Genomic DNA, 13,754 nt, shown 5'->3' with positions numbered 1-13,754 from the left:
CGCCAGTCTAGCAGGCCGCTCAGGGAGATGCCCCGGACGGGAAGACACACATGCACCGACGGCGGCTCACTGACTGGCCGGCGGGGATGACAGCGACGCCGCAACGGTCGCGGCTTGCGGACCGACCACCAGATGCCAGGTACGCTCACCGACGGCCATGGAACCCAGGCACCCCAGTGCCTTCAGCGCTGGCGTGTCGAGGCTTGCCTCGTCATGCAGCTCGACACGCAGCCGGGTCCCGGCCCGGGCGGCAAGGTCACGCAGGTTGTCACGTCCGCCAAGTGCGGCCAGCCAGGCGGCGACTTCTTCGTCGGGCAGCACTGCCTGGGCACTTGCCTCCTCCAGCCGATGCGCCGTGGCGGCCTCCGGCATCGACGGCTCGACGCCGGCCTCAGCCGCGGCAGCACGGATCTCGTCGGCCACGCTATCGGCGATCGGGCCGAGGATGACCTGCAGGCCACCGCCGCCAAGACGCATCACGCCCCTCGACCCCAGCGCCTTGAGGGCCGGCTCGTCGACGGCGTCGGCATCGCTGAGCACCAGGCGCAGCCGGGTGGTGCAGGCCCCGATACGCTGCAGGTTCTGCGCCCCACCCAGAGCGGCCACAAAGGCCGGACCACGCTCACCTGCCCCGCCCTGTGGGGCGTCGTGTTGTGCGGCAACGGGCTCATCGCGACCGGGCGTGGGCAGATCGAAGCGCTGAATCGTCCAGCGGAAAACACCATAATAGATCACGAACATGGCCAGCCCCACGGGCAGCATCAACCAGCCGTTGGTGGACAGGCCATAGGACAGCGCATAGTCGAAGGCACCGGCCGAGAAAGTGAAGCCGAGCTTCACGTCGAGCAGTTGCATCAGCGCCATGGACAAGCCGGTCATCACCGCATGGAACACATACAGCAACGGCGCCAGGAACATGAAGGTGAATTCGATGGGCTCGGTCACCCCGGTCAGGAAGGCGGTCAGCGCCAACGACATCAGCAGGCCACCCACCTGGGCACGCCGATCGGGTGCGGCGGCGTGATACATCGCCAGGGCCGCCGCCGGCAGGCCGAACATCATCACCGGAAAGAAGCCGGCCATGAAGCCCCCAGCGCTGGGGTCGCCGGCGAAGAAGCGATTCAGGTCACCGGTGGCGCCCTCGAAACTGCCGAACACGAACCAGACGAAGCTGTTCAGCACATGGTGCAGCCCGGTCACGATCAAGAGTCGATTGATCGTTCCATAGACGAACTTGCCGAGGGCGCCGGCCTCGATCATCCAGTGCCCCAGCCCGTCGATACCGGCCTGCACCGTCGGCCACAGCCAGCCGAAGACGATGCCCAGCGCCACCGCCGAGAGGCCGGTGGCAATGGGTACGAAGCGCCGCCCGCCGAAGAAGGCCAGATACTCGGGCAACTGGATGGCCTTGTAGCGGTTATAGAGTAGCCCGGCGACCGAGCCGATCACCACTCCGGCCAGCACCCCCATATTGATATCGGGATTGAGGGTCGTGAGCACGGCATCCAGCACCAGATAACCGACTACCCCGGCCAGACCGGCAGCACCGTTGCCGTCATCGGAGAACCCCAGCGCCACGCCGATGGCGAAGATCAGGGCGAGATGATCGAAGATCGACTGGCCGGCGGCCGCCACGAAACCGATATCCAGCAAGTCGGGCTGCCCCAGGCGCAGCAGCAGACCGGCCACCGGCAACACCGCGATGGGCAGCATGAGGGAGCGGCCGAGCAACTGCAGCCCGGCCATGAGACGGGAACCCGCTTCACGCATCATGATGAAGTCCTCTCGGAGATTGTTGTTGTGCTATCTGAGATTGTTGTGGCGGCATCCGAGTGTCGCTCGGCGAGCCGCCGGCGCACGCTTTCGGCATTGGGCATGGCCAGCAAGGCCGGCACTTCTCGAGCCAGGGAGGCCGCATCGAGCCGGCGAATCTCGGCCTTGACGGCGGCGACCCGGGCCGGTTCGACAGACAATTCATCGACGCCCATCGCCACCAGCAAGGCGGCGGCCAGTGGATCGCCCGCGGCCGCGCCGCATACACCTACCGGGCAGCGGCCGGCGGCGCCCTCCAGGGTGGCCTGGATCAGGCGCAACACTCCGGGATGCAGGACGTCGGCACGACTCGCCAGATGCGGGTCCTCACGGTCCATGGCCAGGGCATATTGCGTCAGGTCGTTGGTGCCAATGGACAGAAAATCCGCCGTTTCTGCCAGGCTGGCCGCACACAAGGCGGCGCTGGGAATCTCGACCATGGCCCCCAGGCGCGGCCGCTCGACTACCCCCAGTTGGGTCGCGATCGCCTCCAGACGCTCGCGTACCCGGGCCACTTCTCCGGCTTCGCTGACCATCGGCAGCATGATGTGCAGGGTCGACAAGGGCTCGACCCCCAGCAGGGCACGCAGTTGGGTATCCAGCAATTGCGGCTGGTCGTGCCACAACCGGACGCCGCGCACCCCGAGCGCCGGATTGGGTACCTCGGGCAGGCGCAGATAGGCAAGCTGCTTGTCGGCGCCGATATCCAGGGTCCGAATGATCACCGGCTTGCCGTCGAGCGCCGCCAGACTGGTCTGATATTCACGGCGCTGCTCGGCCTCGTCCGGTGCGCTGTCGCGGCCCAGGAACAGAAACTCGCTGCGCATCAGGCCAATGCCATCGGCGCCCGACTCTGCAGCCAGATACGCCTCGTCGCTGTTACCGATGTTGGCCGCGACCTCGATCGAGCGGCCGTCGCGTGTCACCGCCGAAGACGTGGCTTCAGCTCGCTCGACCGCCCGACGTTCGGCCTCGTCCGCCAACTTCCGGCGCACGGTTGCCAGGCGAGCGTCATCGGGCGCCGTCTCGAGCCGCCCGGCTTGGGCATCGAGTACAGCCTGTTCGCCTTTCACCCCGTCGAGCGCATCCCCCATTGCCACCAGGCACGGGATGCCGCGCGATCGGGCCAGGATCGCCACGTGAGACGTCACGCCGCCGCCCTTGAGACACAGGCCAGCCGGCGCGTATTCGAGCAGATCGACGAACTGCGAGGGTGACAGATCAACGGCCAGCAGGATGGCTCCCTCCGGCAGATCGAATGTCGGCGCAGCATCGCTCTCGGCAAACTCCGCCATGACGTGGCGCTGTAGATCGTGCAGATCGGCCACCCGGCCGGCCAGCAGGGCATTGCCGGTGGCGCGCAGGCGCTCGGCCTCTTCGTCCAGCGCCTCGCGCCAGGCCTGTCCACCGCCACGACCCGCCTCGATGCGCGCCCTTGCCGCGTCGCTCAGCCCGGGATCCTCCAACCAGGCCAGGTGGGCCTCGATGATCTCTGCTTCCGTGTTGCGTCCGCGCTGCACGGCCTGCTCGCGAGCACTCTCGAGCGTTTCTCCGACCCGTTGCAGTGCGCCCTCGAGCGCCTCACGCTCCAGCGCCTCGCCACGCCCGGCGTAGGGCACTTCGGGTAATGGCAGACTCAACACCATCGGCTTGCCGATCGCCAAGCCGGGGCTGGCGACAAGGCCGGCGACCTCGCCTTCATCGACCTCAGCGCTCGGCACCGATGGCACCGCGGCGTCTGCCACCGGCTGCACGCCTTCGGGCGTCGTCAGCAGCAGTACCACGCCATCCAGTGCGGCCTCGGCGGCCTCGCCCCGCGCCTGCAGCACGACCCGACTGCCCGCGCTGAGCCCCAGGTTCATCAAGGCGCTGACACTGGCGGCATTGGCCTCGGTAGCGGCGTGGAGGAGGCGCATCTCGACGGCATGACGCTGAACGATGGCCCGCAATCGAGCGGCGGGCCGAGCATGCAGGCCGTTCTCGAGTGCCAGGCTGACACTGCGTTCTCGCCAGGCCCCCATGGGCTCGGCCTGGACGGCGGCCTCGCTCGACTCCGCTGCGACCAGGTGCATCAGCGGCTCTCCGCGCTCGACTCGCCCGTTCGCGGTGTCGACGACATGCTCCAGTTGCCAGCCGGCAGCATCGGTCACCACCAGTGGCGTGATCAGCGAGCGAGCCCGCTCGGCCAGCAACTCGGGATCGAAACGGCACAGCTCGTCGCCGGCCTTGACCCACTGACCGACCTCGACCAGCAGCTCGATCCCCTCGCCCTGCAGTTCGACGGTATCCAGCCCCAAGTGCAGCAATACTTCGATGCCCTGCTCGGTGCGCAGGCTCAGGGCATGCCCTGTTCTGGCGCACTGTACGACCTCCCCGTCGCAGGGAGCATGCAGGCTGGCTTCCAGGGGATCCAGGGCAACCCCCTGTCCCAGCTCGCCACCCGCGAACACGGGGTCCGGTACGTCGCCAAGACGCATCGTGATGCCGGTAACGGGTGCCACCAGCGATAGTGGACAAGCAGACATGATCGACTCCAGTAGATTGTTGTTGTAGGTGCAGAATTCTGTGTGGCCAAACCCGGGTTAAGGAAGCGCTGAATAAATCGCCGAGCATAGTGAAGCGCAAGGCGCACGGAGCACAGAAATCGAGACATAACAAATAGTTAGGCGAGTTTTCGAGCACCGCGTAACGCCGCGATTTGCATGCGCAGGCATTCAAGCAGTGTTTCCTTAGAGGGTGCGCGTGACCTTGCGTAGATGCCGCGGCTTGTCGGGATCACTGCCCCTGGCATCGGCGAGCTCCGCCACCATGCGATAGAAGCTCTGGATCACCGCCAGGGGTTGCAGGTCGTCGTGGCCGGCATCGGCCAGGGTCAGGTGACGCCGGGCCACCGATTCATCGGCGGCCAGCAGCACCCGGGCACCCGCCTCACCGAGCCAGTCGGCCAGCTCGAGTAGCCCGGCCTGCTCCGCTCCGGGCGGGGCGAACACCAGCACCGGATAGCCATCCTCGATCAGCGCCATGGGCCCATGTCGCACCTCGGCCCCACTGAACGGCTCGGCCTGGATGCCACAGGTTTCCTTGAACTTGAGCGCCGCCTCCTGGGCTACCGCCAGGCCTGAGCCGCGGCCGATCACCATCAGGCGGTCGGCATCGACGAGGGCCTCGACCGCCGTTCCCCAGTCCTGCTCCACCGCCTGCTCGAGGCGATCCGGCAAGGCATCGAGCCCCGACAGCAAGGACGCATCCCGGGTCCAGCAGGCCAGCAACTGAGCCGCCACGGAAAGTGTCGCCAGATAACTCTTGGTGGCCGCCACGCTGCGCTCTTCGCCGGCAAACAACGCCACCTCGGCATCGCTGGCCTGTCCCAGCGGCGACTGTGGGGTATTGACCAGCGCCAGCGTCTGCGCACCACCCCGCGACAGGGCCTGCTGAGCCGCCACCAGGTCCGGGCTCTGACCCGATTGCGAGATGGCAATCGCCAGCTGGCCCGCGACGCGCCAGGGGGCATGCGACAGGGTCGACAGCGAAGGCGGCAACGAGGCCACCGGCATGCCCAGGCGCTTCATGCACAGGTAGGCGAAGTACGCCGCGGCATGGTCCGAACTGCCGCGCGCCACCGTCATGCCCGCCAGTGGCGGTTGCTCACGCAGCCGGGCACCCAGCGCGTCCAGCATCTCGGCGTTGCGCGACAACTGGCCGTGAATGCGTTGCGGGGCATTACGGGTTTCTTCAAGCATCAGTGACACGGGATTCTCCTTCGGCGACGAGTCGCCCGCCGACATGGACGTTCAACAGGTTCAGGCGGCTATCCAGTTCGACCAGGTCGGCATGCGCCCCGGCCTCCAGACGACCGAGATCATGGCGACCCAGAAATTCCGCGGGGAAGCGCGACAGCCGGTCGGATGCCTCGGCCAGGGTCAGGCCGAGCCCCACCAGGTTGCGCAGCGCCTGATCCATGGTCAGGGTGCTGCCGGCCAGGGTGCCGTCGGCCAGCCGGACGCCGCCCAGGCACTTGGTCACCGCATGTTCGCCCAGGCGATATTCGCCATCCGGCATGCCCGCCGCCGCGGTGGAGTCGGTCACGGCATACAGATGGGGGATACAGCGCAAGGCAGCGCGCATGGCACCGGGATGCACATGCAGAAGGTCGGGGATCAGCTCGGCGTACTCGGCATGCGCCATGGCCGCGCCGACCATGCCGGGGGCACGGTGATGCAGCCCGGACATGGCATTGAACAGATGCGTAAAGCCGCAGGCGCCGTGCTCCAGTGCCGCCACGCCTTCCTCGTAACTGCCCAGGGTATGGCCGAGCTGGACGCGCACACCGCGCTCGCTGAGCTGCTCGATCAGGGTCAGATGGCCGGCCAGCTCCGGGGCCAGTGTCAGCAGCTCTATCGGCGCCAGCTCGCACAACGCCTCGATTTCCTGGATGACACCGGGGCGCGCATGTGGCGGCTGAGCCCCCAGCTTGCCCGGGTTGATATAGGGCCCCTCGAGGTGCACGCCCAGGACGCGACTGGCGCTCTCATCCGGTGACGCCAGGTAATGGCCAATATCCCCCAGCACGCGACGCGTCTCGTCATCGCCCGCGGTCATGGTGGTCGCCAGCAGGCTGGTGGTGCCGAAACGCACATGGGTGGCGGCCACCGTGGCCAGTGCCGTGCCCCCCTGCATGACATCCGCGCCACCTCCACCATGCACGTGCAGGTCGATGAACCCGGGCAGCAGGCGCGGCAGATCGTTGTGCTGAGGATCGACCGCTTCGCCGTCGATTCGGCTGATGCGGCCGTCCTGCCAGTGCAGTTCGCCGAGTCGCCAGCCCTCGGGGGTCAGAATATTGCCGTAACGCATGCTGTCTCCTGAAATGTCCCGCCGCCTCAACGCGTCAGCTCGACGATGAAGTCGTAGTAGTCGGTACGGCAGTAGGTGGTGGTCAGCTCCGCCGGAGTGCCATCCGCCAGATAGCCCTGGCGGGTGACCTTGAGCAGCGCCTGCCCCTCCGGCACCTCGGCCAGCCGGGCCAGTTCGGCGTCCGCATTGATCGCCGTGACGTGCTGCAGGGCGCGTGCCACCGGCCGTCCCGACGCTTCCAGAAAGACATACAGCGAGTCCGCGACACCCTCGGGGTCACTCAACACCGACTGGGGCAGGCAGCTCTCCTCCACTGCCATCACCACTTCATCCGCCAGTCGCAAGCGCTTGAGCCGGGCCACGCGCGCCTCGCCTCCCAGCCCAAGCCGCAGAGTCTCGTCAGCCGTGGGCAAAGTCAGCTGGCGTGACAGCCAATGTGACCGCGGCGTAAACCCCCGCTGGGTGAGCATCTCGGTAAAACTCGCCAGGCGCGTCAGGGGCTGGTTCAGACGCGGCGTGATGAAGGTGCCCGAGCCGCGGGTCCGGCGAATCAGGCCACGCTCGGCCAGACGTTCCAGCGCCTTGCGCGCGGTGATCCGCGAGACATTCAGCGATTCGGCCAGGGTGCGCTCGGAAGGCAGGGCCTCACCGGCCTGCCAGGCGCCCTGCTCGATCACGTCTTCGAGCCGGCTGGCCAGCTGGTGATACAGCGGCGTGGACAAGCCGGGATCAAGGTGCAGCTGTTCAAATCGAGGATCCATGGGTTGTGCTCGCGACCTGACGAATGACGTTGACTGTAATGGAACCAATATAGAACAACAGCAATACCAATTAAATACCAATAACCTTATACCTTGGTCGATCTCTGGCCGACGACCGTGTCGCCAAACTGGCCGCAGACCGTCCTCGCTCTACCCGACGCGCCTTGCGATCCCGACGCGGTTGGACATGCCGGTACGATTGGCGTGGGTCGCTGGAACCCGTATAGTGACCCCCCTATCCCGCCATTCGATCGTAATCATGCTGCAGAACAACTCGGCGCTTGCTCAGCTCAAGCAACAGATCCGCGACAACACCCCTCGAGTCGAGGGCGTGATCAAGGCCACCGAACGTGGCTTCGGATTTCTCGAAACCGACGACGGCACCTCCTATTTCGTGCCGCCGCCCGCCATGAAGCAGGTGCTGCATGGTGACCGGGTCGCGGCTGTCGTGCATCAGGACGGTGACAAGACCTCGGTGGAACCGGACACGCTGCTGGAGCGTGGCCTGGAGCGGTTTGTCGCTCGGGTCCGCAAGCGCGATGGGCGCCTGGCGGTGATTCCCGACCATCCGTCGATGAACACGCCGCTCAAGGCACGCCTCAAGAACACCCTCGACGAAGCCTCGCTCGAGGAGGGTGACTGGATCGTGGCACGCCTGCTGCGCCACCCGCTCAACCCGGATGACCGTGCCTTTTTCACCCAGATCGACGAACTGGTGGCCAAGCACGACAATCCCGCAGTGCCCTGGCGTGTCACCCTGGCCCGCCATGCGCTGGAACAGGCCAGCCCGGAAGCGGGCGATGAGTGGCCCATGCAGGACGAAGGCCTGCAGCGCGAGGATCTGACTGCGGTGCCCTTCTTCACCATCGATGACGCCAAGACCCGCGACATGGATGATGCGCTGCACATCGAGCCCCGCGACGCCGGCGGCTGGCGCATGACCGTGGCCATCGCCGACCCCACCGCCTATGTACAGGAAGGCGACGGCGTAGACCTGGAAGCCCGGACGCGTGCCTTCACCGTCTACCTGCCCGGCCAGAACGTCACCATGCTGCCCGAGCATCTGGCCGACGACCTGTGCTCGTTGTGGGAAGGCCAGGACCGACCGGCCCTGGCCTGCACGCTGGACGTCGAGGCGGATGGTTCACTGGGTGACTATCGCTTCTTCGCTGCCACCGTCCGTTCGCATGCCCGCCTCGCCTACGACAACGTTTCCGACTGGCTGGAAGGCCAGGGTGAATGGTCGCCCGAGGCCGGCATCGGCGAACAACTCCAGGCCCTGCAGCAGCTGACCGAGGCCCGCAGCGCCTGGCGTGCCGAGCATGCGCTGGTGTTCAAGGATCGTCCTGACTATGTCTTCGATCTGGATGACGCCGGCAATGTGCTCAACATTCGCACCGAGCAGCGGCGCATCGCCAACCGCATGATCGAGGAGTCGATGATTGCGTCCAACGCCTGCTGCGCGGACCTGCTCGCCCGACATGTCGGCCACGGCATCTTCAATGTCCATCGCGCCTTCGAGCCCGAGAAGGCCGAATCGGCCCGGGACTTCCTGGCCGACCAGAACATCGAAGTGGCCATGGAAGCCCTCACCGAGCTGCCGCGTTACAAGGAGCTCAAGCGCGAGCTCGAAGCCCGCGACGATGCCTGGCTGGATGCCCGCCTGCGTCGTTTTCAGGGCTTCACCAACATGTCGGCACGCCCCGGGCCGCACTTCGGCCTCGGCCTGGATGCCTACGCCACCTGGACATCGCCGATCCGCAAGTACGGCGACATGGTCAATCATCGCCTGATCAAGCGTGTGCTCAAGGGCGAGCAGGCACCGGCGGAGGCCAGCCTGGAACTGACCGACCAGTTGACCGAGCGTCGCCGCCTCAACCGCATGGCGGAACGCGACGTCAAGGACTGGCTGTATGTGCGCTTCCTCGGCCCCTATGCGGCCTCCGACGAGGCCTTCGACGCCGAAGTCATCGCCGTCAACCGCGGCGGCATGCGTGTCCGCCTGACCGCCAATGGAGCCACGGCCTTCATTCCGGCGCCGTTGATGCACACGGATCGCGACAAGGTGGTCATCGACGACAAGGAAGGCCGCATCCAGATCGAGGGCGAGGAACGCTTCAAGCTCGGTGATGCCATTCGCGTGGCCCTCACCGAAGCGCGTGAAGAGTCCCGTTCGCTGGTCGGTCGTCCGGTGCACTGAGCCGTACGCCATCCTGACCCGACCGACGACGGCGGCCCGTGGGCCGCCGTCGTCGTATCCGGGTATCGAAACTGTCGTCGAACTGTCGTATCCCCGACCTAAGCTGGAGGGCGATCATCCTGATACCGGGAGCGCCTCTTGCACCTCGTCGACGTGACCATGTTCCATGCCCCTGCCAGTGGCGGCGTTCGTACCTATCTGGGTGCCAAGCACCGCTGCCTCGCCGACGCCGCTGACGTTCGCACCAGCCTGCTGGTCCCCGGCGCCGAGCGCGACGCCCTGGGGGATTGCCATACCCTGCCCGCCCTGCGCCTGCCGCTGGGTCAGGGCTATCGCTTTCCGTTGCGACGCCGTCCCTGGCGGGAGGCCATCGAGCGCCTGGCCCCCGATCTGATCGAGGCCGGCGACCCCTATGTCACCGCCTGGTCAGCCCTCGACGCCGGCCAGCGCCTGGGCGTGCCGGTGGTCGGCTTCTATCATTCCGATCTGCCGCGCCTGATGGGCGATCGCTTCGGCCGCATCGTCGAGCGGCGCCTCCAGGCCTATGTAGCCGACCTTTACGGGCGCTTCGACAGCGTGATGGCCCCCTGCCGGGCCATGGCCGAGCGCCTCGAGGACTGGGGTGTGCCGGATGTGCGCGTCCAGTCGCTGGGCGTCGACCTGGACACCTTTCATCCTGGGCGCGCCGATGAGGGGCTGCGAGCCTCGCTCGAACTGCCCGACTCGACCCGCTTGCTGGTCTTTGCCGGACGTAATTCCCGCGAGAAGCATGTCGACTTCCTGCTCGAGGTCATGCAACGCCTCGGCAGCAACTACCGATTGCTGCTGATGGGGCCCGGCATGCCCACTCGCGTGCCGGCCAATGTGACCAGCGTGCCGCGCTGCTGCGATCGTCACGAAGTGGCCCGGGCCCTGGCCAGCGCCGATGCCATGCTGCATGCCGGCACCCGGGAAACCTTCGGCCTGGTCGCGCTGGAAGCCATGGCCAGCGGCATCCCGGTGGTCGGCGCCCGGGCCGGCGCCCTGATCGAGAATGTGCCGCTGGGTGGCGGCATGCTGTGCAATCCCCTCGACCCCGCCGACATGGCGCGGGCCGTGGAAGAACTCTTCCTCAATGACGTGGCCGCCAGCGGCCGACATGCCCGCCGCTATGTCGAGCGACGCTTCGGCTGGCAGGCGGTCATTGATGACCTCCTCGTGCATTACACCGGCCTGTCGCGCCAGGCCGTCGACACGGCGTGGTCGCGGCATGGCTGAAGCCTCGGCACCCAGGCGGCTTCCATCGGCCCGCTGGGGATGGCTCGCCCTGGCTGCATCCATGACGCTGATCGTGCCCTGGCTGCTGGGCGGCCGACAGCTGCTCGCCGCCCTGGAGCGCTTTCCGCTGGACGTACTGGGCCTGATGCTGGTGCTGGTGGTGACCTGCTGGAACCTCAATGCGCTGCGCCTGCGTCTATTGCTGGACGGTCGCGCCGGCCGGCTCGGCCAGGGCGGCGCCCTGGGCATCGAGATGGCCGCCAAGTTCGCCCTGTGCGCCACACCGGGCGGCAGTGGTGGCGCCATCACCCTGCTGGCGTTACTGGCCAGACGCGGCTTGTCCCCGTCCCGCGGCTCGGCGATCTTCCTCGTCGATCAGGGCTGCGACATGCTGTTCTTTGCGGCGATGCTCGGGGTACTGGCGGGAATGTCGCTGGGCGGTAATGTCGACTGGCCGCACCAGGGACTGCTGGCCACAGCCATGCTGGGGCTGGTCGGCCTGATGTCGATCATAATGCTGACCATGCTGCGGCTTCCCCGGCTGTTGCGTCGACGTCCCGGCTGGGTGTGGCGCCGGCTGTCTGCACGGCGGCGACGCTGGCTGTCACGTCGCCTGCTCGGTTGTCGACGCGCCCTGTTGGCGACACTGACCCTGCCGCCACTGCGGCTGGTCGGCATCATGGGCTTGTGCGCCGCTCACTGGCTGCTGCGCTACAGCCTGCTCTACCTGGCGGTCCTGGGTATCGGCCAGGAGGTGGACTGGGCCTGGACCTTCCTGACCCAGATGCTGGCCATGGCGGCCAGCCAGATGAGCGTGCTGCCCGGCGGTGCCGGAGCCGCCGAGCTGGGTGTCGGCGCCCTGCTGATGCCGATCATGCCGGCGACCCAGGCGGCGGCGGCCATCGTGGTATGGCGCTTGACGACCTATCACCTCTATCTGATCGCCGGCGCCCCCGCCTTCATGGTCTTGATGAGGCGATGGTGGCGCCGCTCATCCGGCGGCCCCCCCTTCATGGCGTCGCTGCGGCGGCGTTGGTCGCCTGCCCGGCACGCCGGCGCGAACGCGCCACCCAGTAGCCGACCCCGCCGGCGATGATCAGCATCAGGCCGCAGCCGGCTGCCAGCAGATAGGCCCCGGATACGGCGCCATCTGACACCGACAGGCGAGATGCCACCTCAGCCAGGGTGGTGGCATATTGCTGCCAGAGGAAGATCCCGACCGCGACACCCGACACCATGGTGGCAATGGCGATCCAGCGCGTGCCCTTGCCCCAACTGGCCTCGACACTCGGGTCATGCTGATGCAGGAAAAGGCGATATTCGCGCTCCGCTTCGCTGACACGGGTAAAGCGCGACGCCAGCACAATGGCGACCAGGGCCACCACGGTACTGATGACAACCGGGTGCAGATAGACCGGGAGCTGAACCCAGCCGGCCTGTTCCGCCAGGGACAGCATCAGGTTGCCCAAAAAGCCGACAATCAGCCCCCAGCCGGCACCCGCCGCCGTGATCCGGCGACTCCAGATACTCATCAGGGCGACAGGTCCCCAGGAGGACGCAAAGAGCGTGGCCGCGAACCACACCACGGCCATCACCGCCGGCGGCTGGAACAGCGCCAGCAGGAGCGCGGTAAGGCCGGTCACCAGGATGGCGATACGGCTGGCGCGCATGGCCGAGGCTTCGTTGCGCGAGGGCGGCAGAATGTCGTTGGAGAGACTGAAGCCGATGATCGACAGAAAGGTCGAGCACGACGACAGCCCCGCGGCGAAGACCCCGGTCAGGATGACGATGCCCAGCCATGCCGGCAGCACGTTGAGCGCGGCCCAGACCATGGCGCGCTCGGACTCGAGCCCGGTGTCATAGAGGTTGATCGCCGCCCCGGTTACCATCATCACCGCATAGAAGACGGCCAGGGCCACGGCGGTCAGCATGGCGGAACGCATGACCACATGCTCGTTGCGCGCCATCAGGTAACGGCTCGCCTGCCAGGGACTGGCAGCCAGCACGGCCGCCCATACCAGGCCCAGCGTCAGTCCCCAGGTCAGAGCTTCGCCGGGGGTCGAGAAGTCGGCGCCATCGCCTTCGATGACACCATGCCACAGGGCGATGCCCGGCTTGTCGGACTGACTGACCAGGCCCTCGATAATGCCCTGCCAGCCGCCGAGGTCGCTGATGATATAGATCGAGCCACCGAAGGCGGCAATCGAGAAGATGACGAACATGACCGTGTCGGTAAGCACCACGCCCGGGGAGCCGGAATACAGCACGAAGCCGGTGTAGGTTGCCCACACCAGCACCAGGCCGACCCAATAGGGCATGCCGGTCAGTTCGGCAAACATGATGCCGGCGCCCTGCATGACGCCCAGCAGGTAGGCGCCCAGGCCAATGACCGTGGTCAGGCCGGCAATCACCTGAACGCGACGCGAGGCAAAACGCTTGCCGAAGAATTCCGGCACCGTCAGCGCCCCGCTGCGGCGCAGGTAACGACCGAAGACCAGCGCGCCCAGCAGACACCCCGAGGTACTGACCGCCGCGAAGATCAACATCACGAACGGATAGCCCTGGTAGGCGTAGCCGGTTTCGCCGAGGAAGGCGCTGGTACTCAGGTAACTGGCCACCAGTGTGCCGAGGATCAGGAAGGTCGGCGCATTGCGCCCGGCGACCAGATAGTCATCGAGATGCTTGACCCGTCGCCCGGCCAGGTGGCCGATGACAAAGTAGCCGACAAGGCTGAAGAGAATCGCGAGAGTGTAGATCATGAGCATACCATTAGGCGGTTTATTGTATGCTCTATATGATGGAGTTCAGCATTGCCGGTATTATTCCCTCAACGTCATGCCATCAAGCATTCACGACATCCGGCTCAGGCA

Annotated in this window: 9 protein-coding genes; 3 read left to right on the top strand and 6 right to left on the bottom strand. The window is 66.6% G+C overall.

Features of this window, described 5'->3' with window-relative positions:
- Positions 1-66 precede the first annotated feature (66 nt).
- The 5 genes from nagE to HHA01_RS03385 all read right to left on the bottom strand — a co-directional run bounded on the left by nagE (position 67) and on the right by HHA01_RS03385 (position 7,427).
- On the bottom strand, positions 67-1,773 hold the full coding sequence (nagE, locus tag HHA01_RS03405) for an N-acetylglucosamine-specific PTS transporter subunit IIBC (RefSeq protein WP_141317729.1): 1,707 nt from the start codon (positions 1,771-1,773) through the stop codon (positions 67-69).
- On the bottom strand, positions 1,770-4,337 hold the full coding sequence (gene ptsP, locus HHA01_RS03400) for a phosphoenolpyruvate--protein phosphotransferase (RefSeq protein ID WP_141317727.1): 2,568 nt from the start codon (positions 4,335-4,337) through the stop codon (positions 1,770-1,772). The genes nagE and ptsP overlap by 4 nt, the downstream gene beginning before the upstream one ends.
- 204 nt (positions 4,338-4,541) lie before the next feature.
- Positions 4,542-5,552: an SIS domain-containing protein gene (locus HHA01_RS03395; protein ID WP_141317842.1), complete on the bottom strand. Its 1,011-nt coding sequence runs from the start codon at positions 5,550-5,552 to the stop codon at positions 4,542-4,544.
- A complete protein-coding gene (locus HHA01_RS03390; protein WP_141317725.1) occupies positions 5,545-6,666 on the bottom strand; it encodes an N-acetylglucosamine-6-phosphate deacetylase in 1,122 nt (373 codons plus the stop codon). Before HHA01_RS03390 ends, HHA01_RS03395 begins: the two co-directional genes overlap by 8 nt.
- 26 nt (positions 6,667-6,692) lie before the next feature.
- Positions 6,693-7,427, bottom strand: coding sequence for a GntR family transcriptional regulator (locus HHA01_RS03385; protein ID WP_141317723.1), 735 nt, complete (start codon positions 7,425-7,427; stop codon positions 6,693-6,695).
- 259 nt (positions 7,428-7,686) lie between these two features.
- Between HHA01_RS03385 and HHA01_RS03380 the strand changes: the two genes are divergently transcribed.
- The 3 genes from HHA01_RS03380 to gpgF all read left to right on the top strand — a co-directional run bounded on the left by HHA01_RS03380 (position 7,687) and on the right by gpgF (position 11,980).
- Positions 7,687-9,627 (top strand): exoribonuclease II, encoded by a 1,941-nt coding sequence (locus tag HHA01_RS03380; RefSeq protein ID WP_141317721.1) that lies wholly within the window; start codon positions 7,687-7,689, stop codon positions 9,625-9,627.
- Between the two features lie 138 nt (positions 9,628-9,765).
- The gene (gene gpgS / locus HHA01_RS03375; RefSeq protein WP_141317719.1) at positions 9,766-10,884 is read left to right on the top strand and encodes an N-acetylglucosaminyl phosphatidylglycerol synthase; all 1,119 of its coding nucleotides are present in this window, start codon (positions 9,766-9,768) and stop codon (positions 10,882-10,884) included.
- Complete coding sequence (gene gpgF, locus HHA01_RS03370) at positions 10,877-11,980, top strand: glucosaminyl phosphatidylglycerol flippase (protein WP_141317717.1); 1,104 nt, start codon at positions 10,877-10,879, stop codon at positions 11,978-11,980. Before gpgS ends, gpgF begins: the two co-directional genes overlap by 8 nt.
- On the opposite strand, the gene HHA01_RS03365 is transcribed toward gpgF, so the two are convergent.
- Entirely contained in the window at positions 11,895-13,643 is a 1,749-nt protein-coding gene (locus tag HHA01_RS03365) for a sodium:solute symporter family protein (RefSeq protein WP_141317715.1), read from the bottom strand. The genes gpgF and HHA01_RS03365 overlap by 86 nt on opposite strands.
- Between the last annotated feature and the right edge of the window lie 111 nt (positions 13,644-13,754).

Origin of the sequence: Halomonas halmophila, assembly GCF_006540005.1 — a bacterium.
Lineage (GTDB): Bacteria > Pseudomonadota > Gammaproteobacteria > Pseudomonadales > Halomonadaceae > Halomonas > Halomonas halmophila.
Note: the sequence above shows the minus strand (reverse complement) of the source record. Positions and strands in the feature narration are given on the sequence as shown.

Bases quoted from the DNA above. Each gene is read 5' to 3' on its own strand.
- nagE (WP_141317729.1), bottom strand. From the start codon at position 1,773: ATGATGCGTGAAGCGGGTTCCCGTCTCATGGCCGGGCTGCAGTTGCTC.
- ptsP (WP_141317727.1), bottom strand. From the start codon at position 4,337: ATGTCTGCTTGTCCACTATCGCTGGTGGCACCCGTTACCGGCATCACG.
- HHA01_RS03395 (WP_141317842.1), bottom strand. From the start codon at position 5,552: ATGCTTGAAGAAACCCGTAATGCCCCGCAACGCATTCACGGCCAGTTG.
- HHA01_RS03390 (WP_141317725.1), bottom strand. From the start codon at position 6,666: ATGCGTTACGGCAATATTCTGACCCCCGAGGGCTGGCGACTCGGCGAA.
- HHA01_RS03385 (WP_141317723.1), bottom strand. From the start codon at position 7,427: ATGGATCCTCGATTTGAACAGCTGCACCTTGATCCCGGCTTGTCCACG.
- HHA01_RS03380 (WP_141317721.1), top strand. From the start codon at position 7,687: ATGCTGCAGAACAACTCGGCGCTTGCTCAGCTCAAGCAACAGATCCGC.
- gpgF (WP_141317717.1), top strand. From the start codon at position 10,877: ATGGCTGAAGCCTCGGCACCCAGGCGGCTTCCATCGGCCCGCTGGGGA.
- HHA01_RS03365 (WP_141317715.1), bottom strand. From the start codon at position 13,643: ATGATCTACACTCTCGCGATTCTCTTCAGCCTTGTCGGCTACTTTGTC.